The 23,625-nt window shown below is 61.3% G+C and carries 26 protein-coding genes; 13 read left to right on the top strand and 13 right to left on the bottom strand.

From position 1 onward, the window contains the following. Nucleotides 1-4: 4 nt before the first annotated feature. Nucleotides 5-316: a co-chaperone GroES gene (gene groES, locus CYA_RS06640; RefSeq protein ID WP_011430254.1), complete on the bottom strand. Its 312-nt coding sequence runs from the start codon at nucleotides 314-316 to the stop codon at nucleotides 5-7. Between the two features lie 244 nt (nucleotides 317-560). Between groES and CYA_RS06635 the strand changes: the two genes are divergently transcribed. After that, complete coding sequence (locus tag CYA_RS06635) at nucleotides 561-1,373, top strand: PhzF family phenazine biosynthesis protein (protein WP_011430253.1); 813 nt, start codon at nucleotides 561-563, stop codon at nucleotides 1,371-1,373. Nucleotides 1,374-1,434: 61 nt separating this feature from the next. Here CYA_RS06635 and CYA_RS06630 read toward each other — a convergent pair whose 3' ends face one another. Next, a complete protein-coding gene (locus CYA_RS06630; protein WP_011430252.1) occupies nucleotides 1,435-2,418 on the bottom strand; it encodes an apocytochrome f in 984 nt (327 codons plus the stop codon). 477 nt (nucleotides 2,419-2,895) lie between these two features. Next, nucleotides 2,896-3,414 carry a cytochrome b6-f complex iron-sulfur subunit gene (locus CYA_RS06625; RefSeq protein ID WP_011430251.1) on the bottom strand — a complete coding sequence of 173 codons (519 nt, stop codon included), beginning with the start codon at nucleotides 3,412-3,414 and terminating at the stop codon, nucleotides 2,896-2,898. Nucleotides 3,415-3,587: 173 nt separating this feature from the next. Here CYA_RS06625 and CYA_RS06620 point away from each other — a divergent pair, with 173 nt between their 5' ends. Then, entirely contained in the window at nucleotides 3,588-3,905 is a 318-nt protein-coding gene (locus CYA_RS06620; protein ID WP_041439037.1) for a DUF3067 family protein, read from the top strand. A 101-nt stretch (nucleotides 3,906-4,006) separates the two neighbouring features. Here the strand turns inward: CYA_RS06620 and CYA_RS06615 are convergent, their stop codons facing one another. From CYA_RS06615 to CYA_RS06605, 3 genes are read right to left on the bottom strand one after another with little or no spacing between them, the layout of a single operon-like run. Continuing rightward, nucleotides 4,007-5,323, bottom strand: coding sequence for an ATP-binding protein (locus CYA_RS06615; protein WP_228375489.1), 1,317 nt, complete (start codon nucleotides 5,321-5,323; stop codon nucleotides 4,007-4,009). Then, entirely contained in the window at nucleotides 5,313-5,630 is a 318-nt protein-coding gene (locus CYA_RS06610) for a hypothetical protein (RefSeq protein ID WP_041439036.1), read from the bottom strand. Before CYA_RS06610 ends, CYA_RS06615 begins: the two co-directional genes overlap by 11 nt. Nucleotides 5,631-5,668: 38 nt before the next feature. After that, nucleotides 5,669-7,540, bottom strand: coding sequence for an FAD-dependent oxidoreductase (locus tag CYA_RS06605; RefSeq protein WP_041438306.1), 1,872 nt, complete (start codon nucleotides 7,538-7,540; stop codon nucleotides 5,669-5,671). A 76-nt stretch (nucleotides 7,541-7,616) separates the two neighbouring features. Here CYA_RS06605 and metG point away from each other — a divergent pair, with 76 nt between their 5' ends. Continuing rightward, complete coding sequence (gene metG / locus CYA_RS06600; protein ID WP_011430246.1) at nucleotides 7,617-9,167, top strand: methionine--tRNA ligase; 1,551 nt, start codon at nucleotides 7,617-7,619, stop codon at nucleotides 9,165-9,167. Nucleotides 9,168-9,170: 3 nt separating this feature from the next. Here the strand turns inward: metG and CYA_RS06595 are convergent, their stop codons facing one another. Together CYA_RS06595 and CYA_RS06590 are read right to left on the bottom strand one after the other, a co-directional pair. Continuing rightward, nucleotides 9,171-9,698 (bottom strand): hypothetical protein, encoded by a 528-nt coding sequence (locus CYA_RS06595; RefSeq protein ID WP_011430245.1) that lies wholly within the window; start codon nucleotides 9,696-9,698, stop codon nucleotides 9,171-9,173. Then, nucleotides 9,695-10,066, bottom strand: coding sequence for a YtxH domain-containing protein (locus CYA_RS06590; protein WP_011430244.1), 372 nt, complete (start codon nucleotides 10,064-10,066; stop codon nucleotides 9,695-9,697). The genes CYA_RS06595 and CYA_RS06590 overlap by 4 nt, the downstream gene beginning before the upstream one ends. A 183-nt stretch (nucleotides 10,067-10,249) precedes the next feature. On the opposite strand from CYA_RS06590, the gene deoC reads away from it, so the two are divergent. From deoC to rpaB, 3 genes are all read left to right on the top strand, one after another. After that, the gene (gene deoC, locus CYA_RS06585) at nucleotides 10,250-10,951 is read left to right on the top strand and encodes a deoxyribose-phosphate aldolase (RefSeq protein ID WP_011430243.1); all 702 of its coding nucleotides are present in this window, start codon (nucleotides 10,250-10,252) and stop codon (nucleotides 10,949-10,951) included. Next, complete coding sequence (gene recO, locus CYA_RS06580; protein ID WP_011430242.1) at nucleotides 10,948-11,853, top strand: DNA repair protein RecO; 906 nt, start codon at nucleotides 10,948-10,950, stop codon at nucleotides 11,851-11,853. The genes deoC and recO overlap by 4 nt, the downstream gene beginning before the upstream one ends. 453 nt (nucleotides 11,854-12,306) lie before the next feature. Beyond that, a complete protein-coding gene (rpaB, locus tag CYA_RS06575) occupies nucleotides 12,307-13,038 on the top strand; it encodes a response regulator transcription factor RpaB (RefSeq protein WP_011430241.1) in 732 nt (243 codons plus the stop codon). Here rpaB and CYA_RS06570 read toward each other — a convergent pair. From CYA_RS06570 to CYA_RS06555, 3 genes are all read right to left on the bottom strand, one after another. After that, nucleotides 13,008-14,810 (bottom strand): tetratricopeptide repeat protein, encoded by a 1,803-nt coding sequence (locus CYA_RS06570; protein WP_011430240.1) that lies wholly within the window; start codon nucleotides 14,808-14,810, stop codon nucleotides 13,008-13,010. The genes rpaB and CYA_RS06570 overlap by 31 nt on opposite strands. Before the next feature lie 169 nt (nucleotides 14,811-14,979). After that, nucleotides 14,980-15,180 carry a DUF2811 domain-containing protein gene (locus tag CYA_RS06565; protein ID WP_011430239.1) on the bottom strand — a complete coding sequence of 67 codons (201 nt, stop codon included), beginning with the start codon at nucleotides 15,178-15,180 and terminating at the stop codon, nucleotides 14,980-14,982. Between the two features lie 607 nt (nucleotides 15,181-15,787). Continuing rightward, the gene (locus tag CYA_RS06555) at nucleotides 15,788-16,462 is read right to left on the bottom strand and encodes a RibD family protein (protein WP_011430237.1); all 675 of its coding nucleotides are present in this window, start codon (nucleotides 16,460-16,462) and stop codon (nucleotides 15,788-15,790) included. A 90-nt stretch (nucleotides 16,463-16,552) separates the two neighbouring features. Between CYA_RS06555 and CYA_RS06550 the strand changes: the two genes are divergently transcribed. The 3 genes from CYA_RS06550 (at nucleotide 16,553) to clpS (ending at nucleotide 19,376) form a co-directional block, all read left to right on the top strand. Beyond that, the gene (locus CYA_RS06550; protein WP_011430236.1) at nucleotides 16,553-16,948 is read left to right on the top strand and encodes a hypothetical protein; all 396 of its coding nucleotides are present in this window, start codon (nucleotides 16,553-16,555) and stop codon (nucleotides 16,946-16,948) included. Nucleotides 16,949-17,088: 140 nt separating this feature from the next. Beyond that, entirely contained in the window at nucleotides 17,089-18,867 is a 1,779-nt protein-coding gene (locus tag CYA_RS06545; RefSeq protein WP_228375488.1) for a hypothetical protein, read from the top strand. Nucleotides 18,868-19,070: 203 nt separating this feature from the next. After that, entirely contained in the window at nucleotides 19,071-19,376 is a 306-nt protein-coding gene (clpS, locus tag CYA_RS06540) for an ATP-dependent Clp protease adapter ClpS (RefSeq protein WP_011430234.1), read from the top strand. On the opposite strand, the gene cobT is transcribed toward clpS, so the two are convergent. Then, nucleotides 19,325-20,452 carry a nicotinate mononucleotide-dependent phosphoribosyltransferase CobT gene (gene cobT / locus CYA_RS06535; RefSeq protein WP_011430233.1) on the bottom strand — a complete coding sequence of 376 codons (1,128 nt, stop codon included), beginning with the start codon at nucleotides 20,450-20,452 and terminating at the stop codon, nucleotides 19,325-19,327. The genes clpS and cobT overlap by 52 nt on opposite strands. Before the next feature lie 151 nt (nucleotides 20,453-20,603). Here cobT and CYA_RS06530 point away from each other — a divergent pair, with 151 nt between their 5' ends. The 4 genes from CYA_RS06530 to CYA_RS06515 all read left to right on the top strand — a co-directional run bounded on the left by CYA_RS06530 (nucleotide 20,604) and on the right by CYA_RS06515 (nucleotide 22,664). Further along, the gene (locus CYA_RS06530) at nucleotides 20,604-20,927 is read left to right on the top strand and encodes a DUF1825 family protein (RefSeq protein WP_011430232.1); all 324 of its coding nucleotides are present in this window, start codon (nucleotides 20,604-20,606) and stop codon (nucleotides 20,925-20,927) included. A gap of 34 nt (nucleotides 20,928-20,961) precedes the next feature. Then, complete coding sequence (locus CYA_RS06525; RefSeq protein ID WP_011430231.1) at nucleotides 20,962-21,411, top strand: Fur family transcriptional regulator; 450 nt, start codon at nucleotides 20,962-20,964, stop codon at nucleotides 21,409-21,411. Beyond that, nucleotides 21,408-21,911: an AbrB family transcriptional regulator gene (locus CYA_RS06520; protein WP_228375487.1), complete on the top strand. Its 504-nt coding sequence runs from the start codon at nucleotides 21,408-21,410 to the stop codon at nucleotides 21,909-21,911. The genes CYA_RS06525 and CYA_RS06520 overlap by 4 nt, the downstream gene beginning before the upstream one ends. Before the next feature lie 75 nt (nucleotides 21,912-21,986). Further along, nucleotides 21,987-22,664 (top strand): chorismate pyruvate-lyase family protein, encoded by a 678-nt coding sequence (locus tag CYA_RS06515; protein ID WP_228375486.1) that lies wholly within the window; start codon nucleotides 21,987-21,989, stop codon nucleotides 22,662-22,664. On the opposite strand, the gene CYA_RS06510 is transcribed toward CYA_RS06515, so the two are convergent. Further along, nucleotides 22,661-23,398, bottom strand: coding sequence for a DUF4168 domain-containing protein (locus CYA_RS06510; protein ID WP_071813511.1), 738 nt, complete (start codon nucleotides 23,396-23,398; stop codon nucleotides 22,661-22,663). The two genes, CYA_RS06515 and CYA_RS06510, sit on opposite strands and share 4 nt — an antisense overlap. Nucleotides 23,399-23,625 lie beyond the last annotated feature (227 nt).

The following is a 23,625-nucleotide window of genomic DNA, read 5'->3' as shown; positions in this document are numbered from 1 at the left end:
AAAATTACTGAACGATAGCGAGAATATCCCGCTCGGCCAGCAGCACGTACTCATCGCTGCCCAGCTTCACTTCCGTGCCGGCGTACTTGGAGTAGAGCACTCTGTCGCCGGCTTTCAGTTCCATCGGGATCAGCTTGCCCTCGTCATTGCGCTTGCCAGGCCCAACTGCGACCACCTCCCCCACTTGGGGTTTTTCTTTGGCGGTATCGGGCAAAAAGATGCCACCCGCCGTCTTCTCGTCCTGCTGGGCAATCTTGACCAGCACGCGGTCGCCTAGCGGCTTCAGCGTAGAGACGTTGAGAGTTACTGCAGCCATGACAAATATCCTCCGTGATGCCTAAAACGCGAGGCTGAAGGGTTGTATCGAGCGCAAACCTAAGCTTGCGTAGTCGAGGTTTTAGCACTCTCAGCTTACGAGTGCTAGTCTATCAGCCGGCTTTCCAGCCTGACAATAGCCCCTTTTGGCGGGATCTCCCTTTTTGTCGGGTACGGTTGGGTGCGGATCCCCCTACTTCTGGGCCTGTTGTGGGATCATGGCCTGAGGTAGGTTGGGCAAGCAGGTGCGGATCCCGTTGTTTCAAGTGGATGCGTTTACGGCAGTGCCTTTTAAGGGCAATCCGGCAGCGGTGTGTTTGCTGCCTCAGGAGCTGCCGGCAGCTTTGATGCGAGCAATTGCGGCGGAGAACAATCTGTCGGAAACGGCTTTTTTGCTGCCCCAGGGATCCGAAGGCGAGGTTCCCCACTATGGGCTGCGCTGGTTTACTCCCACCACGGAGGTAGAACTCTGTGGCCATGCCACGTTGGGCAGCGCCTATGTGCTCTTGACCGAGATTCACCCGGAAGCTCAGGGGGTGGCCTTTTCCACCCGCAGTGGCCGGCTGCAGGTGCGGCGGCAGGGGGAGCGGCTGGCGATGGATTTTCCCGCCCAGTTCCCGCAACCCTGGCCGGAAGGCCAAGAGCAGGTGGCTGCGGCATTGGGGATCCCTCCTCTGGAGTTGTACCGCGGCAGCATGGGGGTAGCGGTGCTGACTTCGGCCCAGCAGGTGCAGCAGCTGCAGCCGGATTGGGAGCGGGTTCAGGCACTGCCTGTTTCTGGGTTGATCGTCACTGCCTCGGGAGGGGATCTAGAAGACCAGCCAGATTTTGTCTGTCGTGTTTTTGCCCCCCAGTTGGGGATCCCGGAGGATCCGGTGACCGGGTCTGCCCAGTGCCTGTTGACACCCTATTGGTCGCAGCGCCTGGGCCGGACTGAGCTCAAAGCCCGCCAGCTCTCGGCGCGGGGAGGCGAGCTGTGGTGTCGCGATCTCGGCACTCGGGTGGAGATTGCCGGGCAGGCGGTGCTGGTGATAGCGGGAGAGCTGAGGATTCCCTAAAAAAACACCCCGGCTGGCTCCGAGGTGCTGGGAAGACTCTCGCGAAGAATAAGTGCGCAAGCTAGCCCAAAAGTTCTGCCGCCTGGATGAGCTCCACTTGCTTTTTCTTGAGCACTAGCAGAAGCTGGGTGATGGCCACCGCTGCCAGGAAGGCCACCAACCACTTCACCCGTTCCGGGTTCTGCAGCACCAGATCCCGCTCCACTTGGCCAAAGCCGCCCACGTTGGGGTTGTTGGTAACCGGATCCCCTTCTTGGACGCTGTCGCCAATGTTAACCACCAACTCCGGCCCCGGCGGCACCACCAAGTGCTTCAGTCCGCCTTCAGTCTCGAAGCTGAGCACCCGCGTGCCCGGCAACTCGTATTCGGGCGGCACCAGGGCGGCCAGCTCAGGCGGCAGATCGCTGAGGTCAGATTCGATGGTGGCGATGCTTGTCAGACGACCCGTGGCAGGAGCGCGGAAGACGTTGTTGTTGCTGAGGCTGCCATCGGGGTTGATCTGGCCACGACCGCGGTTGGCGCCAATGTAAACCCGATATTTCATGAAGGCCACGGAGGGATCCTCCTTCGGGTCAGGGGCGACCACCGGGAAGACGATTTCCTGGTGCTGCTCGCCGGGCAGGGGACCCACCAGGAGAATGTTGGGCTTCTCGTCGCTGTAGGGAGTGATGTAGGTCTCAGCGGTTTCCTGGCGCTGCTCCTCCGTCATCTCCTCCTCGGTGGCCAGGCGGAAGCCTTCTGGCAACACCACCACAGCGCCAACGTTCAAGCCGCCCTTGCTGCCATCCGCCAACACCTGTTGCTTGCTCAAGTCATAGGGGATCCCGACCTTGATGGTGAACACCTGGCCCGGGGTAACTGCCTGCGGCACTTCGGCACGGGCAGGCATGGCGTTCAGGTGGCAGTTGGCACAGACGATTTTCCCGGTGGCCTCGCGCGGGTTGTCGTAGGCCATCTGGGCGTAGTACGGATAGGCTGCTGCCGGACGGGATCCCGTCCCCAGCAACAGCAGCAGCGCACACAAGGCCAAGTAAATTCGCTTCATAAGTTAGCTCAGAATCTCAATCAAAATTCTCGCAAGCCCTTTGGGGCAATCTGATACATTTACGCTGAACACTGCTGAACATCACTGTTCAACTATGCAGCGATAGCATTCTGCTTGTTTCCATTCGCGTTAGCGGGACGGAGTCCAAACAGAATGGCGGTATCCCGCAAAGCTTTGAGTAGAATACCCAAAGCGCAGTTTCCGTGTCGTCTTACTACCAATTTTCTGCTTTGCTTTGGCTACCATGTTGGCAGACTCGAAAGTAAACAGAAAGATCAACTGGTAGTAATCCGTAATGAACATATTATACATTATTTTCAGTATAGTTGAGCTTATTATTGACTAGAGTCATGCTCCTCAAAGCTCACAACTCATGCTCTAGCCAGGACTAGCGCAGCAACCTCTCTGGCCTTTTCCCCCACTTCTGACCCGGCTGTGGCCCCTTACAGGGGTCTCTCTGGAGCCTATCGTAACGCCTCAGGCCTCGCGGAAATCGGGGCCTTGCCAGGGGCTGAAGCGAACGTTGTCGCCGTCCACCGTGGCGCTCACCAGCTCCAGGGAGCGGGGAGCCGGCCCCCGGATGACCTTGCCGTTGGCCGCGTACTGGGATCCGTGGCAGGGGCACTTGAACAGGTTTTCCCCCGCGTTCCAGGGCACCACACAGCCGAGGTGGGTGCAAACCGCGTTGAGGCCGTAGTTGGCCACCGCCCCGTTGTCGATCACAATGTAGGTGGGATCCCCCTTCAAGCCTTGGGCCAGCACGCGATCCGTGGCGGCGTGAGTGGCCAACAGCTCACTGACGCTGATGGGCTTGCCGAGAGCATCTTGAGCTATCACACCTTCTCCTGCCCCACCGGAAGAGGGCGGAATAAAATACTTCACCACCGGGTAGAGGGTGCCCACCACCACCACCCCCACCGAGCTGCTGAGGAGGGCATTCAGAAAAACCCGCCGGCTCATGGGGGGTGCCTCGAAGTTGCTAACCGCTTCCGTCATAATGGCCAGTACAAACCTGAGAAGTTTTAATGTTCGTTGACAAATGACATCATCCTAACCGAGCTCCTTGGCTAATATCATTAAGAAATGCAAAGCTAAAGGAAGTGCAAGGGAAGAGGCGGCGGTTTTTCTGCTGCGGCCCAGCTCAGTCCCAACCCAATCCGAGCCAGACCATGACGGGATCCGACTTTCAAGCTTTGCTGCGGGAGAAGTGGGGCTATTCCTACGACGTGCAACTGCGCCGCATGGGGGGCAGGGTGGTTCTGTTGGTGATGTGGCGCTACCTGGAGCAGCCCTCTTTCCCCTTGAGCGAGGCCGAGTATCTGGCTCGCCTGGAGTCTGTCATGGCCCATTTGCAGGCGTGGGGCGTGTGGGAAGCGGTGCAGCGAGAAATTGAGGCTACCCGTCAGAAACCCCGCATAGGCAAGGCGGTGGCCATTCCTTTGAATTTGCAAGGGGTGGGAGAGCGCGCCTCCGAGTGGCTGCTGTAGTCTTCCTCGCCCCCGGCTCTTCCCTGAAGGGGAGTTTGCAATTGCAGCAACCGACAGGTTCGTCCCTATGACGAAAACTCCAGACCTCAGCCGGCCTGCGGCTATCCAACTTCCACCAGGCCGGCCTGCAAGGCATGCAGGAACTGGCGGGCGGTGCGACCGGAAAAGCCGTTCTGCTGTTGCGCCCAGAGGAGGGCTTGGCGGCGCAAGGTATCTAAAGGGTGCGGGAGGCCCAGCCGTTGCGCCAGGTGTTCTACCGTGGCCAGGTAGTCAGCTTGGCTAAAAGGGGTGAAGGTAAGGGTAAGGCCGAAGCGATCCCGCAGCGACAGCTTTTCCTGCACCGTATCCCAGGCGTGGACCTCTTGATCTTGGGGACTGGGACGATCGCCAAAAAACTCGCGGATAAGGTGGCGGCGGTTGCTGGTGGCGTAGAGACGGACGTTGGGCGGTGGTGGAACAAGATCTCCTTCCAGGAGCACCTTGAGCTGCTTAAACTCAGTTTCGTCGGCCTCAAAGGAGAGATCGTCCACAAACAGGACAAAGGGCAGCCCCCACCCTCCCAGATCTGCCAAGATCTGAGGCAATTGACCCAAATCTCCCCGTCTCAGCTCCAAAAGGCGCAGCCCCTGGGAACCGTAGCGGCGCAGCAACGCCTTCACCAGCGAAGACTTGCCGGTGCCCCGCGCCCCATAGAGCAGCACATGCAACGCCGGATCCCCCCGCAGCAGGGCTTCGGTGTTGGCAGCCAACTGCCGTTTCTGCCGTTCATAGCCGTAGATCTCTTCCCAGTCGGGCAAGTCGGGAGTGGGGATCCCCTCTAGCCCTGCCGGCCCCCAGCGAAAGGCCCAATAGCGGCCACAGAGCCCCACCCCCGCTCGGCGGTAGTGGGCGATCAGCGCCTCCAGGCTCAGGCCCCAGTCGGCAAAAGAGCGCGGATCCCAGCCAGGGCTCTCCCCTTCCCCATCCGGCCAAGGGATCCCCAGGCCCAGCGCCCGCATCTGCTCGGCAATGGTCTCCTGGCTATCGGCCAGGATCTGCAGGCAGCGGAGATCGTGGCGGGCCGCTTGCACAAGGGGGGCTGGGATCCCTTGGGGTCGAAGCGCCGCCCGCGAGAAAGGGTTATCGGCCCAGCGGATCTCTCGGATTAGCCACTCCCGCCAGCTCAAGCCCTCCTGGGCCAAAAGCTCAAACCAGCGTCCGTAGGCTCTCCAGCAGGGCAAGGGATCCCCGCTCATCAACTCCTGGGTGAGCTCCTGCCAGGTCAGGGCCAAGGGGTGGGCGCAGATTTCCCGAAACACCAGCAGCTTAGCCGCCGCTTCCGCCGCTTCTTCGAGGGGGGTCATCGCTTCAAGTCGCTCTAACTTGGCGTTGTCAAAGGGGCTGGGGGTGAGGGCCGGTCCAGAGCGCTTAGCGGGCATTGTCCCGCCGGCCCAGCTCGTAGAGGCCACCGCCAACGCAGGCAATCAGACCCCAGGAGACGGCCCAGCTGTTGCCCAAAGAGAGTTCGGTGAGGGCCACCACCACCGCTGCTGCCAGCAAGAAAGGAAGGACGCTGAGCAAAGAGGCCAGAGCTCCGCTGGGATCCCAGGCCAACTGTTTTTCCCAACCCTCCTGCAGGCGGCGGTGCAGCGGCGACAAGCCCCACATCAGCCCCAGACTCCACAGGGCTGTGGCCGCCCACAACGAAGGGCGGATCGCCTCCAGTCCCCCCAGTTCAACCCCCATAGCATCCATCGGCCAGCTCCCAACCTTGCCTTTCTAGGCTAGCGAGATTGGGCCCACTCAGTGGCGGTGATGGTGGTGCCGGGAAATTGGATGGGATTGCCCAGGCTCTGGATCTGGGCCTGGAGAGCCGGCAACAGCCGCAAGTCCAGCAGCGGCTCGCGCAGGATCTCCGCCGGGATCAGATCCCGCTCCAGGGCAAAGTGGGCCGTGTGGCCGGCGGCTGTGCCGATGGCCCATTCCACCGGGTGCACCCGATAGGAGGCGCTGGCAATGCGGCTGGTGGCAATGTTCTTGTTGCCGGCCAAGAGGTTGTCGATGCGCTGGGGGATCAAAGCCCGCAGTGGGATCTGGTAGGGGTAGCTGGGGGCCTGTGCATCCTGGTTGTGGCTGGGGGGCAGGGAAAAATCCGGCAATAGACAATCGTGAAAGTCGATGGGGTACTGGCCCACCCCCACCGAGTCGTAGAAAATAAAGGGCCGCCCGCGATTGAGCTCCGATTCTCGCGTGGTGATATCCGACTCGTAGATGGTAAATCCCTGCGGGTAGGCAGGGCTGGGCCGACCGATGATGCGCCGCGACTCGCGAATGTAGGGGTACTTGGAAAGGCCGCTGGCAGTTCCCATGGGGCTATCGGGCCCCCGCAGGTAGGCATAGCGCAGGTAGAAGTCTTTTTGAAAGTCGGGATCCGCCTGCTGCAACAGAAAATCCGTCCGCCCCGCCACCAGCCAGTAGAAAAAGCCCTTGGCATGCTGCTCGGCCCGCCGCAGCGCCTCCACCCGCAAGCCCCCCATCCAGCCGCCGGGATCCAGTTGGCCTGAGGCTTGCAGTTGCTCGTGGGTGAGAATCAGGTTCATCTCCGGCCCGGTGATGCGCCAGTCGTTGCCCCAGGTCCAGTTTTGCATGGATTGATCCCCCACCCGGATGGCCTCTTCCCCAAAGCCAAACACCTGGCCGCGGATGCGGCGGTAGGTAAAGACCATCCCAAAGTTAAAGCGTGGATGTTCAAAGCTGTAGTAGGGGCCGTGCAGCGGGTCGTTGTAGAACTTGGGCTTGATGGGCACCTGCGGCACAGCAGAGCGCTCCATAACAAAGGTGTAGGTAAACCCCTGGGTGCAGTAGGGATCCCTGTAGGGCTTGGAGCTGGGCTCCCAGCGGCTTTCCCCATCCGTGCCGAGGCGGTAGGGCACCCGCGCCAGCGGCAGCAGCTCGCCGGTTTCGGTAGCATCGATAACCACCCAGGGCAGGGTTTTGCCTTGGCGTTCTGGCGGCGGCTCAAAGCGCAGGATCTCTTTGTCCCAATCCTCGGTGGGCTCTAGGCGGTAAAAATCCAGAAAGTAGCTGGAGAGATCCCCCCGATTCTCCGGCTGGACGCCGGCGTGTTTGGGGATGTTGCGGATGGCCTGCACGCTGCGGATTTGGTAATCCTCGATCTGCAAGTCCTTGACCACCGTCTCGGTAAACAGCCGCAACTGCCCCGACTGCAGATAGGGATCCACCATCTCCCGCAGGACCTGGTGGCCCACCTGGGGCGAGAAGCAGAGCACACTCACCCAGCACTTGCCGGGATTGGGATCACCGCCGTACTTTTCCCGCACCCGGCGGCGAAACTCTCTATAGCCCTGGGGAAAGATCTCGTTTTCCCGCTGCAAGGGCCGCTCATCCAAAGCCGAGACCCCCTGGGCGCTCACCTGGCCGCCAATCCAGTCGGTGATCTCGGTCATGCACACCTGTCGGCCCAGTTGCAGAGCCTCGTAGGCCGCTGCCACCCCCCCCAGCCCGCCCCCGGCGATGAAGATCTCACAGGGGATGCGGGTTTCCGACAAGGGCTGGGCCAGAGCCGCCCCGGCGCCCAGGATCCCGGCCCCCACAAGGCCGCCGCCCCATCCCTTGAGGTTGAACAGAAGTTTCATCCCACCTCCGCCCCGTAACTGGGCCTGTCGGACTTTCCGGCAACTTTTATCATGGGGGAAAGCGCTGCGAGTGCTCATGCCGAATTCCACCTTCGTCATCACCACGCCGATCTACTACGTCAACGCTGCCCCCCACATCGGCAGCGCCTACACCACCCTGGCGGCGGATGCCATCGCCCGTTACCATCGCCTGCGGGGCAAGGATGTGCTGATGGTAACGGGAACCGACGAGCACGGCCAGAAGATCCAGCGCACCGCCGAAGAGCGCGGCCTTCCCCCGCAGCAGCACTGCGACGAGATCGCGGCCCAGTTTGCCCAGCTTTGGCAGTTGCTGGACATCCGCTACGACCGCTTTATCCGCACCACCGACCCTCGCCACAAAGCCATTGTGCGGGAGTTTTTCCAGCGAGTGTGGGATCGGGGGGATATTTTCGTTGGCCGGCAGCAGGGCTGGTACTGTGTTGCCTGCGAGGAGTTCAAGGACGAGTCAGAGCTCTTAGAAGGCGGATTTTGCCCGCTTCACCCCAACAAAAAAGTGGAGTGGAAAGACGAAGAAAACTACTTTTTTCGCCTCTCTCGCTACCAGGAAAAACTGGAAGCCCTCTATGCGGAGCACCCGGAGTTCATTCAACCAGAAAGCCGCCGCAATGAGGTGATCAACTTTGTCAAGCAGGGCCTGCGGGACTTCTCCATCTCTCGCCCCAGCGTCTCCTGGGGGATCCCCTTCCCGGCGGATCCCAGCCAAACCCTTTACGTCTGGTTTGATGCCCTCATCAACTACCTCAGCGCCGCCGTGGATCCCGAGGACGAGCCGACGCTGGAAAACGCCTTGCGCCGCTACTGGCCCGCCGATGTGCACCTAGTGGGCAAAGACATTGTCCGCTTCCACGCCATCTACTGGCCGGCCATGCTCATGTCGGCAGGGCTGCCGCTGCCCAGACAGATCTTTGGCCACGGCTTTCTCACCAAAGATGGCCTCAAGATGGGCAAAAGCCTGGGCAACACGCTGGATCCCTTTGAGCTGGTGCAGCGCTACGGTGCCGATGCCGTGCGCTACTATTTCTTGACTGAAATTGAGCTGGGCAAGGATGGAGACTTTAGTGAGGGCCGCTTCATCGAGGTTCTCAACGCTGACCTAGCCAACGACCTGGGGAACCTGCTCAACCGCACCCTCAATATGCTCAAAAAATACCAGCCCGACTACCGCATCCCCGCCGTCGAGATCCCTGCGGATCACCCCCTCAAAACCCTGGCCGAGCGCCTGGCCCCGACAGTGGCCGACGCCTACGAGCGGCTGGATCCCAGCTCTGCCGCCCGCAAAGCTCTCAGCTTGGCCCAGGCCAGCAACAAATACCTCGACGAGCAGGCCCCCTGGACGTTGCACAAACAAGGGCAAAGCGAGCAGGTGGCCCAGATCCTCTACGCCGTTTTGGAAAGCGTGCGCTGGGTGGCCGTGGCCCTTTCGCCCATCATTCCCAACCTCAGCCTCAAGATCCTGCAGCAGATGGGGTTTCCTTTGCAGGATGTCGCACAACTGCGCTGGGATCCCGATGCCCGTTGGGGCCGGCTTCCGCCTGGGCAAGAGCCCCAACCTCCTGTGCCCGTCTTCCAGAGAATACTCAAGTAGCTCCTAAGAATTGGCGGCATCGGGTTGGGAAGGCTGGGATCCCTCTGGTGTTGCCTTGCCGGCGGAAAGACCCATATCTCCCAAGGAAATGCTTGGCACAGCAGCAGAGAAAGAACGGCCAGCCTGGCCCGAGCGCAGCTGAGAGTTACCCATGGCGGTGGGGGGAGTCTCGCTGGACAGCGCCTGCCAGGCCGCCCGTACCCCTGCCCAAAAGCTGCGGACATTGACCTGAGCGCCGCGGGCTTGCTTGCGGGCCCCTTCCAGGGAGCGGTTCACCTGCTTCACCACCTGTCCGGCCCCCTTGACCCCTTCGTCGAGGCTGTCGGCGATCTCGCTCACTTCCAAGCTGGTCAGACGCAGAGCCTCCAGCGTGGGCGGTAACTCCCGCAGCAGCGTGTCGAAAAAGCGTTCCACGCTCTGGGCGGCTCGACCCAATTGAATGACGGCGGGCAACAGGGTCAGGATCACCGCCAAAATGGCCACTGCCACCAGACCTACCGAGAGGCCCAACCAAAATACCGGCTCGGTCATCGCGCCGCCTCCTCCCGACCTTGGGCTTCTGAGTCGGCTTCCTCCCGGGCGAGGGGACGCAGGTTTTGGGCTTGCATCAGCTCTTGCCGTTTCTGCAACATGGCTTCCCTGCCCACCGCCACTGCCTGCTGCAGCCGCAGCAGGGCCTCATCCAGACTTTTTTGGGCGGAGTCGAGCAGCTTTTCCGATTGGTATTGCAGGCTGGTGGTCACGTCTTCTGCCACTTCCGGCAGGGCCTCTGCCGATTTTTTCAGCAGTCGCCGCGTCTCCCGTCCGCTGCGGGGAGCCAAAAGCAGACCGATGACCGTGCCCACCGCCGTTCCCAACAGCAGCCCGCCGACAAACGCGCCAGTCCGGTTTTCCGCCATGCCTTGCCAGGGTTGAGGGGGGATACAGGTGGCCCCCAAACCAGACTATCAAATGATGCTGTGCTTTGCCGTGGAGGCGTCGAATTGGCTGAAATCTCAGGGGTAGGGGGGATTGGCTGCTGCGGCTGCTCTCCGGGATCCTTGGGGCTAAAGTAGAGGTAGTGCTGTGGGATCTGGCAACTGATGCTCTCTCTGGAGCCCAAGGGCCTGGCAGACGGCCCGATCAACTTGGCGGAGTACATCGACCATACCCTGCTGCTGCCGATGGTGACCCCAGAGGAGATTGACCAGGGGTGTGAAATTGCTCTGCGCTATGGCTTCCCCACCTTTTGTGTGCCTCCGTGCTACGTGCCGCGGGTGGTTGAGCGGCTGCACGGGTCGCCAGTACGGGTGAGCACAGTGGTGGGGTTTCCCCTGGGCACCAACACGGCGGAGGTCAAGCTCTACGAAGCTCAACTGGCGGTGGAGCAGGGGTGCCGGGAGCTGGATGTCCGCATCAACTTGGCCTGGCTCAAGGCGGGGGAGCTGGATCGCCTCCATGCCGAGATTGCCCAACTGGTGGAAGAAACGGGGGTTTGCGTCAAGGCCATTTTGGAAACTGCCCAGCTCACTGACGAGGAAAAAAAGCTGGCCGCCGAGATCTGCATGGACGCGGGAGTTGCCTTCTTGATGACCTCCACCGGCTGGATGGGAGGGGCGACACCGGCCGATGTGCAACTGCTGTGGCAGCTTAGCCGCGGCAGGGTGGGAGTCAAAGCTTCCGGCGGCATCCGCACCGTGGCGCAGGCGGAGGCGATGATCGCCGCGGGGGCGAGCCGCATCGGCACCTCCTGGGGGCTGGAGCTGATGCGAGAGCTGGAGGCTAGAGGAGCCGGCGGCCCATGAGCGGGGTCACCTACCGGGTGACGGGTATTAACCTCAAAGCGATGCCGCTGGGGGAGGCGGATCGGATCATTACTATTTTGACCCGCGAGCAGGGCTTGATTCGGGCGGTGGCCAAGGGATCCCGTAAGCAGCTTTCCAAGTGGGGAGGGCGGATGGAGCCCTTTGTTGTCAACGATCTGCTGGTGGCGCGGGGGCGTTGGTCGGCCCAAACGGATCCCTCGCAGTGTCTCCAGCGCATCGCCCAGGCAGAAACCCTGCAGAGTTTTCCCCGTCTTGGCCGCAGCCTGGCCCATCTGACGGCGGCGCAGTACTTGGCAGAGGTGGCCCTGCTTTTGGCCCTGCCCAACCAGCCCCAGGAAGAGCTGTTTGTGCTGCTGGTGGAGCATCTGGAGCGCATCGAGCAGGCCCCTGCGACAGAGGCCGTTTTGCCGCTCCTTGTCCATGGGCTCTACCACCTTTTAGTGGTGGGGGGGGTTGCCCCCTCAGTACAAGCCTGCTACTCCTGTGGGGAGGAGTTAGCAGGTGAGGCTTTCTTCTCTCCCCACGCGGGTGGCCTGGTCTGCGATCCTTGTCGGCTGGCGCAGCGGCTCAGCCCAGTTGCCTGGGTCTCCAGTTCTGTCCTGCAGGCCTTAGGATCCCTGCCCAACCCGACCTTGCCCTCGCTGGCCGAGCGTGCGCTGCCTCTGGCGAGTTGGCTGGCGGCAGAACGTCTGTTGCGGCGGGTTTTGGAGCTGCATGCCGACCGCGCAATCCGTTCCGCTGGCCTGCTGGCCAGTTGCTACTCTGTCCCTGTTGCCGAAACCCTCCCTCCTACCCCCAGTGGCCAGGGATCCCCAGTGGCGGCAGCAGCTTTTTCTGAGGAGGATTCCGAAACGCTTGGCAGCAACCTGAAGAAGTTGTGAAGGTATGTATCAAGTCGAGCAAAATAGCTGCACAATAAAGGGTTAAGGCGGGTTAGCAGCCGCTTCTGGATGATAAATTGGGTGGTAGAAAGTAACCTCTTAGTAACTTCTTACGAAGGCCTCTCAGGTTTGGCGGCGGTCGACCGGGGTAGCGTTTGGGGAGGAGTGCCACACCTGTGCTACCGAGCAGGGGCAAGTGAAGTTGAAGTTGGCGCTTTTAACAAGATTGAATCGACTGCCGGGCGAGCCTTCGGTGTTTGTTTTCTGAAGCTCCATCCTTGGGTTGCGGTTTCCGTTGCCGACAAACAAGGGTTTGGCAGCGTTGCAGCTCCCGGGGTGAGTCCACCCCTCCAGGAGGAGCCCCTGAGGAGGCTGCATCTGACCACCTCGAGTTCGCGCTCACCTCAATTTTTTCCAATCCTTTTCATTTAGAAGTTTAGGAGTTGCAGCACCGTGGAAGCCCAGCGCAAAGAACGGATTCTCGTGGTCGATGATGAGGCCAGCATCCGCCGCATTTTGGAGACCCGCCTCTCGATGATCGGGTACGACGTGGTTACTGCTGCCGACGGAGAGGAGGCGCTGGAGGTTTTTCGCAAGCAGGATCCTGACCTGGTGGTGCTGGATGTGATGATGCCGAAGCTGGATGGCTACGGGGTCTGCCAGGAGTTGCGCAAAGAATCCGACATCCCGATCATCATGCTCACGGCGTTGGGGGACGTGGCCGACCGCATTACTGGCTTGGAACTGGGGGCAGACGACTACGTGGTTAAGCCGTTTTCGCCCAAAGAACTGGAGGCCCGCATTCGTTCGGTGCTGAGGCGGGTGGCGCGGTCGTCCCATGAAGGGATCCCCAGCTCAGGGGTAATTCAGGTGGGGGATCTTCGCATCGATACCAACAAGCGGCAGGTTTACAAGCGGGACGAGCGCATCCGCCTGACGGGGATGGAGTTTAGTTTGCTGGAGCTGCTGGTCAGCCGGTCGGGGGAGCCGTTTTCCCGCGCCGAGATTTTGCAAGAGGTGTGGGGCTACACGCCGGAGCGCCACGTGGATACGCGGGTGGTGGATGTCCACATCTCGCGGCTGCGGGCCAAGTTGGAGGATGACCCGAGCAACCCTGAGCTTATCCTGACAGCCCGCGGTACCGGCTATCTGTTTCAGCGCATCGTTCCAAAAGGCGAGGAGTAGGACGGGATCCCCCTTAGTAGCTCTTCCAGGGCTGCCCGCACCTGTTGCAGCACACCAACCCAGTTGCCGCGGGCTTCTTGGCGGAATAGGCGCATCACCCTGGGGTACCAGGGGCTGTCTTGCCGCTGCAGTAGCCAGCGCCAATCAGCGGCAAAGGGCAGCAGCACCCACACCGGCTTGCCCAGCGCCCCAGCCAGGTGGGCAACGGCAGTATCGACGCTAATTACCAGATCCAACTGGGCAACTGCCCTAGCAGTATCAACAAAATTCCGGAAACGGGATCCCAGCTCCACCACCTGGTGCTGCTTGAGAAGGGGTTCTACCTGGCTTAGATCTTCACCCACCTGCAGGCTAACCCACTGCACCTGGGGCAGATTAAGGTACTCGAGGAAGAGGTTAAGAGAACAGCTTTTTAACCTCTGCACCCGGCTGAGGGCGAGGTCGTCGCGGCGGCCACTGGCCCACACCAGCCCCACCTTTATCCCCCTCTGGGGAAGCTCTGGCCAATCTTCCGGCCAGGCGGAGCTCCCATCGGGACAAACCAGATAGGGGATGCGGTCGGGAATTGTCTCCAGCGTGGTGCCCAGGCGATGGGGCAGGCTAAGCAAGGGCAGGTGCCAGTCGAAGGGGGGCAGGGGATCCGTATCGGAAATGACCTGGACTTGAGGAAAGGAGGCTCGCAGCAACTCGACTAGGGAGTGAGGGCAGCGGAAATAGAGGGAGGCCTGCGGATGGGCGGCGGCCAAAAGGGGCAGGTAGCGCGCGAACTGAATTGTGTCTCCCAGCCCTTGTTCGGCGTAGACAAGCAGCGTCTGCCGGCCCAAGGGGGATCCCGTCCACAGGGGCAAAGGGAAGCAGGGGTAGGCCGCTCCCTGGCGCTGCAGCCGCCACTCGTACTCCTGCCACCCCTCCTCGTAGCGGCCCAGGGTGAGCAGGGCCGTGCCCAGGTTGTAGTGGATCTCCGGCCAGTCGGGGGCCAACTGCAGGCCGCGCCGATAGGCCTCGATAGCGGCCTCGAGTCGGTTTTGCTCTTGCAGGACGGTGCCCAGGTTGTTGTGGGGCTGCGCCTCCCCTGGCAGCAGCGGGATGGCCCGTAGCAGACAGTCGGCGGCCTCCTCCAGGCGATCTTGCAGGTGTAGGCAGTGGCCGAGGTTGACGAGGATCCGCCCCTCCTGCGGCGCCAGGACAAGAGCGCGGCGAAACCAGGCTTCGGCTTCTGCAAGCTGGTTGTCGAATAGGAGGGCATTGCCCAGAGCTGCCAGCGCATAAGCCTGAGGAGGTTGGGCCGCTGCCGCCTGTCGCAGCACTGCAATCGCCTGCTCCCGTTTCCCCAAAGCCAGCCAACAACTGCCCAACCGGAAGAGCAGTTGCCCGTCGTTAGGGGCAAAGGCCAGCCCCTGCTTGTAGGCGCGCGCCGCCTCCTCCGGGTTGCCCAGCAGCATCCAGGCATCGCCCAGCTCCTGCCAGGCCGGCACCCAATCTCTCCGTAGGTGCAGCGCCAGTTGCAAAGGGGTCAAAGCTTGGCGGGGATCCCCCATCTGCAGATAGAGGGATCCCAGCAACGCCTGGGCGGCGAACAGGTGGGGATGGGCCCGGGTAAGCTGCCGGCAGAGGTGCAGTGCTGTCTCCAGATCCCCTGCTTGTCGGTGGCGCTCGGCCAGCGCCAGGGTCGCCTCTGGGGAAGGGAAGGGGGATAGACCGGAGCCTCTTCCTAGGCCTTTTGGCCCAGCCGTCTGCCGGTCGCCCTTTCCTCGCCCAAAGCCCTGTGGCACGGTTTTTCCCTTGGTGGATCCCTTTTTTGCCCTTCCCGCCGGTATTCAGCAACAGCGGGACATCTCCCTACTCAGGTTAACAGTTCAGGTGAATAGGACGTTCTTGACAGAGCGTTCCTACCCCCCCGCTCCTGAATCGGGCCATCCTCGGCGCTTGCCTTGCGAGGGCTCAGTTGCGGCGAAACAGGCTGTCTAAGTAAATACGGGCAGCGCGCCGATCCGTGTCTCCGCTCTGGAGCAGGAATAACGAGAGCGCTGCCGTTACGACCCGATCTTGATCCCAATCGGGGTGACGAGAGAGGTAGTTTTTGAGGGTGTCGTGTAGCTCCTCGGGAATTTCGCTCAAAATGCTGACGGTGGGAGAATCCATAGCCCAACCACCTACTCGGGGTTAACAGGGAAACCAAGAAAACCTAAGGAGCCGGCCAAAACCGGGCCTGCCCAGAAGGGAAAAAACAAGCCAACCCAGCTCTCTAACTTGGGTACGCCGGGGGCCGCATCGGTCCCGCCAAAAGCAAGACAGTGTGTAGAAGTTTGCCCCTAGCCCGTCCGGCAGCGGCCAGAGGATACCAAACTGCCCCTTGGCCTTGTCTCAGGCAGGAGAAGGGATAGAGTTTTTGGGCAAAGGGTTCTTTGCCTCTGAGGAGAGCTGCCAGGAAAATCTCCCCCTCACCTCAGGTGCGGCTATTCTGCCCTCTGCCCCATGGGGGGTGTCAATCCTGGGCAGCGGCTCCAAGTTTGTTCAAGCCCGCCGCCGGCTTTGATGCCATCGGCAAAAACGGCGCGATCCCGTTGCGTTTCTCAAGGTGTATCCGTCTGAACTTTCCAGTTTGGACTTTTCCACAAAAACCCTCGCTGCCGTTTCCTGAGGTCACAGGCCTGTGGAAAACAGGCCTCCTCTCTGTGGAAAGTCTGGGGAAAACCTGTGGATTTCTGAGAAATCTAAATTTGTCCAAAAATTTTTCTCGCGAGCCCCCTCAGGGCCACTCGACCCGGTAGCGCAAAAACAGCTCCTTAGAGCCACGGTGGCACTCCAGCAGCTCCAGTTGGGGCGGGGATCCCTGCAGCTGCCAGCCCTCGATGCTGGCGGGCGCATCGGCATACCCACTCAGCAGCACCGGCGCCAGGGTCACCCACAGCTCATCCAAGGCCCCTGCCTGCAAAAACGCCCCCAAAAGCCGGCCCCCGCCCAGCAACCCCACCCGTTCGATGCCCAAACTGCGCAGGCGCGCCAGCCGTGCCGGCAGATCCCAATCGGCAGCCACCCAGATCTCTTCAAAGCCGGTTCGGTTCTGCCAAAGCCGGGATCCCTGGGGAGTTGTCCACAGCCAGCGGGTGAGGGGCTGGCGAAAAAACGGCAAATCCTCAGGAATCTCCCCGCTGCCGGAGCAGATGATCGTCAGGGGCTGAGGGGAGAGGCCCTGCTGGAGTCGGCGTTGGATGAGCTCGGGATCCCGGATGCGCAGGCTGGTGCCGTAGGCCCGCAGCGTGGCCGCCCCCATGATCAAAGCCTGTTGCCGGGCAGCTTGGGTTTCCAGGTGCTGGTGGTCTTCGGCGCTGGCGAAGTGGGGCCTTTGCCCGCGGTGGGTGGCGATCCTGCCGTCCAGACTCTGGGCCAGGATGGCAACCACGTGAGGACGAGCTGTTTTCAAAGGCAACTCTCGAACAATTGGCCAGAATGGAGTTAGAAGTTGTCGCCCCGGCTGCCGCTTCGGTTCTGGGGTCGCCTCAGCCGGATAAGTATGCTCGGGACATTCCAATCTTCCACCATCCGCATCGAGGTCGAGGCCAGTTCCTCGACCTTGCAGCGCTGCTTGACCGAGGTGGGGCTGTTGCAGCAGTGGCTCTGGCCGCAGCAGTTGCAGGGATCCCTGCCCGCTAGGCTGGAGCTGGGCAGCACCTTTGCCGTCCAGTGGGGCCCCGTCTCGATCACGCACCAGGTGGAAACCCTGCTGCCGAAACGGCTACGCCTACTAATGTGGGGCGGAGCCGATGGCTACTGCGACTGGATGTGGGGCAACGGCTGGGTACAGCTCCGGGTTGAGGCCGTCTCCCTCCTGCCCCTTGGACTGGGGCAGTTGCTGCTCCTGAGGCAGTTGCAACAGTTTGCCCAAAGCCAAGAACAGCGCCCCTCTTAGGACTTAAAAAGCGACCTTCCGGCAAAATCCGTGGATCCTCGGCTTGACAAAATGCGTTTCGGTTGCAGAATGCTACTTCTCTAAGGATTTTCCACTACGATAGTTGTAGCAGAGCTTACTCTTCCCGTCCGAGAGGCCCAATGAATCCGCCGACCAGCCCCACCCCAACCGCCATCGAGCAGGAAAAGTTTGAGATCCGCTTGGGAGAAGCCCTCAACCGAGCAGGACTGCTCACCCCCGCCCAACTGGCTCAGGCCATGTGGGAAAAGGCCGACAACCCCTTGATGTTGGGGGAGCTGTGTATGCAGCACGGCTGGGTTGCCCCCCGAGATCTCTACCCATTGATTCCGGTCGAATTGGTGCGCATCGGCGAGATCTTGGTGCTGCATGGGTATCTGGAGCTGGAGCACATCCATCAGGCCCTGATTCAGCAGCGGCAGCACCCGGAGCGCAAGCTGGGGGAGATCTTGGTGCAGCAGGGCTGGGTGCAGCCCCACTGGTTGGAGTGGGCCCTCGACAAGCAGCAGCAGCTCCGGCGACGGCGAGGAGCTGCCAACAGTTGGGAAGTGATGCTGGAGCAGTGGTCCACCATTCCGGATCAGCCCCCCCTCTACGCTTCGCCGCTGCAGGTGGCGCAGCAAGTTCACAAAGCTACCGCGCAATACCAAGCCCGACTGGAGCACTACCAAGAGCAGGTTGCCGCCCTAGAAGCGCAACTGGAGCGGGAGCGACAGCAGCTCGTTGAGTCTCAATCCCGCCAGCAGCAGCAGCAACAGCGCATTGCCGAGTTGGAAGCCCAACTGGCGGCTCAAATCCAGCAGGGATCCGAGCAACACAGGGCTGCCCAGCAGCGCATTCAGGAGTTGGAGGAGCAGCTCCGAGCGCAGCAAGATCGGGGATCCGCGCAAGTCCAGGCACTGGCCGAGCAGTTGCAAGCTGCCCAGGCCGAGCTGGAGACCCTGCGGCGCCACTGCCACGAGCTGACGGAATGGCAATCTCAGGCCAAGCTCAAGCTGCAAGAGTTGGGATCCCGGCTGCAGCAGCATCAGCAAGCTGAGGCTCAACTGCGCCAGGCTCTTGAGCACAAGGAAGCCGAATTGGCCGCTCTCAGCCAATCGCTGCAGGAGCAGCAGCACCAGCTTCAAGTGGCCCAATCGACGAAGGCCCGCCTCATTGCCGACCTGGCCCACGCCCGCCAAGAAGCCAGCCAGACCATCCACCGGCTGCGGGGGGAACTTCAGGAAGCCCAGACCCAACTCCAGGTAACTCAAGAACGCCTGCAGGAAGTCCAAGCCCAACTGCAAGCCACCCAAAGCCATCTGCAGTCCACCGAAGCCCAGCTTCAACAGGCCCGAGAGCAGGTGCGCCAGCTCCAGGCCCAAGTGCAGGCCAACCGGACGCCGTCGCCTGCCCCGGCTACCCAAACTGCGAGCGTGGCCGAATCGACCGCAGATGCCGAGCTGCCGCCTCAGGAGTATTTGGGAGAAGAAGATCTGGAAGCGCTGCAGCGGGCCAACCCTTGGGTGCGGCGGATCTTGACCCAGTTGCGCGCAGCCGGTCTCCTCGACAACGCCGGCATCGAAACCGTCCTCCACGCCTGGGAAACAGAGGGCGGCACTTTCACAGACGTGCTGACCCACCACAGCGGCCTCAAGCCGGAGACAGTCAAGTTTTTCAGCGAAGACGGCTACTCTGTCTACCTGGCAGGCGGACGGCACGTGGCCGACTACCTTAAGGCTTCGGGGCTGGTCAGCGCCGCGCAAATCCAGCAGATCCAAGAGCACCTACCCCCTGGGGGATCCCTCTGCCAGGCGCTTGTCGAAGCCGGGATCCTGTCGCAAGCCACCGCCCTCTATTTTGAGCGCCACTTCGGTGGCAAAAAGCCCCGTCGCTCCCTGCGGCAAGAGCTGATGTTGTGAGAGCGGATCGGGGATCCGCACCTCTTTCCCATCTCTTGCACCGGCAAGGGATCCAAAGGCAAATACGGGCTGCCGGCAGACCCCATGCGTCCACTGGAGACTAGGAACTAGAATGGACTCAGAATCAACAGCGACCGATTTTTGGCTGTTGAGAAAGTTGAATGTGACCTAGGTATCCAGATGTTGTCCTGAGTTCTGCTGCTATGACCACGGAAGCTCCCACTCGACCTGCTCAGCAGTCGTCTCCGTCGAGAACCCGGGTTCGCCAGCCCTACCCCCACTTCAAGGTGATCGTCTTGGATGACGATTTCAACACCTTTCAGCATGTTACCGAATGCTTGCTCAAGTACATCCCCGGCATGACCCTGCCCCTGGCACGGCAACTGACCGTGCAGGTGGATGCCGAAGGGCAGGCGGTGGTTTGGGTCGGCCCGCAAGAGCAAGCAGAGCTCTACCATCAACAGTTGCTGCGGGAGGGCCTGACGATGGCCCCCCTGGAGCCGGCCTGAAGCACGAGCTGCTCGTAGCTGCGCTCAACGGCGGCCAGTAGCTCTGCCTGGCCCCAGCCGGCATAGAGGCTGCTGACAATGGCCAGCCCACCCGCCCCCACCCCTTCCTTGACATAGCCCCGCTCGTAGGCCCGGAGGGGGGCATAGCGGCTTTGGGCAAAGCTGAGTTGGGTGGCCAAAAGGGGAACCTCGCCCAGCAGCTCCGCCAAACCCACCGTATTGCCCGAGGGATCCTCGGCCACCCAGCGGGTGGTACCTATGGCTACATTCTCCGGGGGCCAGGGGATCCCTTGCTCTTCCCCCCAGCGCCGCATCAGGGCCAGCACCGCCAGCATTTGGGTGCCGCCCGCCAGCAGCACCGGCCCCCGCTGGGCTGCCGCCATCGCCAGCCCGGCTACAAAAGGCTGCATCGGATCCCCCACAGCGGCCACCACCTCTGGGGCGGTAGCCCTGGCGGGAAGTCTGGCCAATCCCTGCCGGGCCAAGGCCAGCTTTTGGGCGTGGTTACAGACCGGGTGGCTGCTGTTGACCATGCCCTCTGCTTGCCAGCCCAGCCCCAACAACACTGCCAGCGCCGTGGTGGTGCCTCCCGCCACACATTCTCCGATGACGCAGTAGCTCGACTCCAGCCGGGATCCCCGCTCATACCCCTCCTGCCACAGGGATCCCACCTGCTCCAAAGACAGAGCCTGCCCTGTGCTCAAGCAGCGGGCTATTCCCCTGGCGCTGACCGTTTCTGCCCCCGGCAGAGGCTCCGGCAAACCACAGTCGAACACGCGACAGGGGATCCCCAACTCCCTCAGGACGGCGCGGCTGATCACCACCGGTGAAGGATAGCCATCGGGAGAGGTGGGCAGGCGGTGAGAATAGTCCCCCAGCAACACCTCTCCATCGGCAAGGGCCGTGTAGCGCCGCAAGGAGGGCGTGGCGCCGGCAGCCGAGATGCCGGGAATAAGGGCCGTTTCCGTAAACCCCAGGCAGGCCAAAAACAGCGGTCGGGATCCCTGCACCCGTTGGCACCACTGCTGGGCCAAAGACGGCTGCGTATAAGCCTTCACACCAGGAAAGGGGAACATAAGCGGGGCAGACAGGTCAAAACTCCATTCTCCACCCAAGCGAAGGACGGGATCCCGTACTGGCCGGAAAACGGCAGGGACTGCGACCCCCCAACCCGATCGGATAGGATGGGTATACCCAATGCAGTTTATTTAGGGCAGACGAAAGGCCATGAGCTTCTTCGACTCGGAGATCGTTCAAGAAGAAGCCAAGCAGCTGTTTCAGGACTTCCAAAACCTGATGCGACTTGGCGAGCGCTACGGCCAATTCGACCGGGAAGGCAAAAAAATCTTCATCGAGCGAATGGAAGAATTGCTGGAGCGGCAGCGCATTTTCATGAAGCGGCTGGAGCTCTCCGACGACTTTATGGCTCAGATGACCATCAAACAACTGCAAACCCAGCTTGGGGGGTTTGGGCTCACCCTCAGCCAAATGTTCGACCAAATGCACCAAACCCTAGAGCGCATGAAAGCCGAGGCCGACGCCGAGCGCTAACCTTGCTGGTGACCCCTCAGAACGAAAAGGGATCATGTCCTCCTCCCGCCAGACCCGCAGCCAAAAACTGATCCTGGAAGTCTTGAAGCAGAGCTTGCGGCCCCTCTCGGCCCAAGAGATCTTCCTGGAGTTGCGCAATGCCAACCATAGCGTTGGCTTGGCCACGGTCTACCGGGCTTTGGAGGCTCTGCGCAACGAGGGCAAGCTGCAAGCGGTCAACTTGGGAGATCAGCAGACCTACTATCAGGTTTTGCCCAGCAACGGCCACAACCGCCATCACCTCATTTGCACCGAATGTCGGCGGGTGGTGCCTCTGCCGGATTGCCCAGTGGGAGACCTGGAGGAGCAGCTTGCCAGCCGCTACCAATTTGTCATCGAGTACCATGTGCTTGACTTCTACGGCATCTGCGCCGAATGCCGTGGGGAGAGCAGCTCCAACCCTGGCTCACAGCGATCCTCTTGCCTTGAGGCCAAACCGCAATGATGAACTATCTCTGGACGCTGTTGATCGGATTGGCGGGCGCCCTGATTGCAGTCAAGCTGAGGCTGCCGGCAGGAGCTTTGGTGGGTTCGATGGTAGCAGTGGGTTTGGTCAATGTTTGGGGAGCGATCCCGATCCCCACTCCCCCAGCCGGGATCCGCTTTGTCATGCAGGTGGTGCTGGGCATTCTTTTGGGCAGCAAGCTCACCGCCGATACGCTGTTGGCCTTGAAAGATCTGTGGCGACCGGCCCTGCTCTGTACGGTGATTGCGGTGGGCACGGGAGTTTTGTCGGGGTACTTGATCTCCCGTTGGCTGGGGATCGAGCGCCTGACCGCCATCTTGGGCACCGCTCCGGGAGGCATTTCGGACATGAGCCTGATAGCCCTGGACATGGGGGCGCAAGCCAGCACGGTGGTGGTCATGCACCTGGCCCGCCTGATCAGCGTCATCGTGGTCGTCCCCTGGCTGGTACGGCTGCTGATCCAGCCGGGCACCAGCTAGGAACATCCCTAGAGCAGAGACATGGGGTGGGCTAGACTAAGGAGCGATACAGAACTTAACAACTCAACCTCCGCCTTGGAACTTTTCCCTTCTTCACTCACCTCCCATGGCGACGCTGCGGGATCCCCTTGGAGCGCTGCCCTCTGTTCTAACGTCTCCTCTGGCCAAGGCGATTGGTGGCCCCTGCAACTGTATTGGCAGGGGGAGGCAGATCCGCTACAGCCTGAGTTGGTGCAGGTGGATCCTGTGTTGCGCTTGCTGCTTTTGGGGGATGGCTTGACCACCCGCACTCTGGCTGCCTTGACCCAAGAGCCGATTCAGGCCCATCTGCTCGACACGGGCCGGGTCGAGCTGCTGGCAGAGCAGAGCGCCGCCCCCCAGTCCATGCAACGGCTGACCAAGGATCTGGCGCGGCTGGGATCCCCCTTGCTGCGGCGGCGGGTTTGGCTGTGTGGAGCAACCTCTCAGCAGCCCTTGCTCTATGCCACCTCTTGGTGGAACTCCGACCATCTGGCCCAATACTTGCCCCATCCCGATTTGCCCATTGGCCAAAATCTGATCCAAGAAAAACTGGAGACCTTTCGCGAAGTGCGTCGCCTCTACTATGGCGAAGCCGAGCCAGTTGCCCGGCTGCTCAACTGTCGCGGCCCTTTTTGGGCTAGGCATTATCTTTTGCTGCACCGAGGCCAGCCTTTGACTGTTATTTACGAAGTTTTTTCTTCCCGCCTACAGGCCAGGGTCTTGTCGGGCTAGGGCGACATCCAGCGGCGCACGGCTGCGGTGACTGCGGCTGCCACACCCGGATCCGACTGGGCGCTGGCAGAGATGCGGTGATAGTCCTCTGGGGTCAGTTGATGGGCGGCGATGATCTTGGCGGCTGCGGTTTCAAACTGTTGTTCAATTTGCCGACGTTCCTCGCTGCCCTTGGCCTGCTGCAGGCGAGTTTGGGTGGCCGCCAGAAGGGGCTGCACCGCCAGCAGAGCGCGGGCGAAGCGGTCGACCTGCTCTGGGGAAGGCTTCAAGAAGTCTTCAGAAGGGGCGGCTGGGGCCGAGATCCTCCTTTCCGAGGCGTTGCCCGTCTCGGATGTCTGGGGGACGGTGGCCAGGGAGGGATCCGCGTTGCCGGACAACTGAGGGGCGCCAACAACAGCCGTTTTGCCGGCCACATCCAAACCTTGGGCCGGGATGCGAGCATTCCAAAGGGCCAAGCTTGCCAAACAGAGAGCAGCTCCGCTCAAGACAGCGCTCAAGAGGGCCAGCCAACCGGCAGGGGCCACGGTCGGCTGCGGCACCGGCAAAGGAGAAGGCTGGAGGCTGAGATCGTAGGCCCGGCGCTGCCGGCTGTCGCTGAGGACGCGGTAGGCCTGTTGGAGCTGAAGAAACTCTCGCTGGGCCAATTGCCGCAACCCCTCGGGGAGATCGGCAGGCAGACGATCCGGATGAATCTCGCGCACCCGCCGGCGGTAGACGGCTTTGATCTCCTCCAGGCTGGCTTGGGGAGCATGACTCTAGTCAATAATAAGCTCAACTATACTGAAAATAATGTATAATATGTTCAGTACGGATTACTACCAGTTGATCTTTCTGTTTACTTTCGAGTCTGCCAACATGGTAGCCAAAGCAAAGCAGAAAATTGGTAGTAAGACGACACGGAAACTGCGCTTTGGGTATTCTACTCAAAGCTTTGCGGGATACCGCCATTCTGTTTGGAAAC

The sequence above is a fragment of the Synechococcus sp. JA-3-3Ab genome (genome assembly GCF_000013205.1).
Classification (GTDB): domain Bacteria; phylum Cyanobacteriota; class Cyanobacteriia; order Thermostichales; family Thermostichaceae; genus Thermostichus.
The sequence above is the reverse complement of the archived record's forward strand: the minus strand, read 5'-3'. Positions and strand labels throughout refer to the sequence as shown.

Bases quoted from the DNA above. Each gene is read 5' to 3' on its own strand.
- groES (WP_011430254.1), bottom strand. From the start codon at position 316: ATGGCTGCAGTAACTCTCAACGTCTCTACGCTGAAGCCGCTAGGCGAC.
- CYA_RS06630 (WP_011430252.1), bottom strand. From the start codon at position 2,418: ATGAAGCGAATTTACTTGGCCTTGTGTGCGCTGCTGCTGTTGCTGGGG.
- CYA_RS06625 (WP_011430251.1), bottom strand. From the start codon at position 3,414: ATGACGGAAGCGGTTAGCAACTTCGAGGCACCCCCCATGAGCCGGCGG.
- CYA_RS06620 (WP_041439037.1), top strand. From the start codon at position 3,588: ATGACGGGATCCGACTTTCAAGCTTTGCTGCGGGAGAAGTGGGGCTAT.
- CYA_RS06615 (WP_228375489.1), bottom strand. From the start codon at position 5,323: ATGCCCGCTAAGCGCTCTGGACCGGCCCTCACCCCCAGCCCCTTTGAC.
- CYA_RS06610 (WP_041439036.1), bottom strand. From the start codon at position 5,630: ATGGGGGTTGAACTGGGGGGACTGGAGGCGATCCGCCCTTCGTTGTGG.
- CYA_RS06605 (WP_041438306.1), bottom strand. From the start codon at position 7,540: ATGAAACTTCTGTTCAACCTCAAGGGATGGGGCGGCGGCCTTGTGGGG.
- metG (WP_011430246.1), top strand. From the start codon at position 7,617: ATGCCGAATTCCACCTTCGTCATCACCACGCCGATCTACTACGTCAAC.
- CYA_RS06595 (WP_011430245.1), bottom strand. From the start codon at position 9,698: ATGACCGAGCCGGTATTTTGGTTGGGCCTCTCGGTAGGTCTGGTGGCA.
- CYA_RS06590 (WP_011430244.1), bottom strand. From the start codon at position 10,066: ATGGCGGAAAACCGGACTGGCGCGTTTGTCGGCGGGCTGCTGTTGGGA.
- deoC (WP_011430243.1), top strand. From the start codon at position 10,250: ATGCTCTCTCTGGAGCCCAAGGGCCTGGCAGACGGCCCGATCAACTTG.
- recO (WP_011430242.1), top strand. From the start codon at position 10,948: ATGAGCGGGGTCACCTACCGGGTGACGGGTATTAACCTCAAAGCGATG.
- CYA_RS06565 (WP_011430239.1), bottom strand. From the start codon at position 15,180: ATGGATTCTCCCACCGTCAGCATTTTGAGCGAAATTCCCGAGGAGCTA.
- CYA_RS06550 (WP_011430236.1), top strand. From the start codon at position 16,553: ATGCTCGGGACATTCCAATCTTCCACCATCCGCATCGAGGTCGAGGCC.
- CYA_RS06545 (WP_228375488.1), top strand. From the start codon at position 17,089: ATGAATCCGCCGACCAGCCCCACCCCAACCGCCATCGAGCAGGAAAAG.
- clpS (WP_011430234.1), top strand. From the start codon at position 19,071: ATGACCACGGAAGCTCCCACTCGACCTGCTCAGCAGTCGTCTCCGTCG.
- cobT (WP_011430233.1), bottom strand. From the start codon at position 20,452: ATGTTCCCCTTTCCTGGTGTGAAGGCTTATACGCAGCCGTCTTTGGCC.
- CYA_RS06530 (WP_011430232.1), top strand. From the start codon at position 20,604: ATGAGCTTCTTCGACTCGGAGATCGTTCAAGAAGAAGCCAAGCAGCTG.
- CYA_RS06525 (WP_011430231.1), top strand. From the start codon at position 20,962: ATGTCCTCCTCCCGCCAGACCCGCAGCCAAAAACTGATCCTGGAAGTC.
- CYA_RS06520 (WP_228375487.1), top strand. From the start codon at position 21,408: ATGATGAACTATCTCTGGACGCTGTTGATCGGATTGGCGGGCGCCCTG.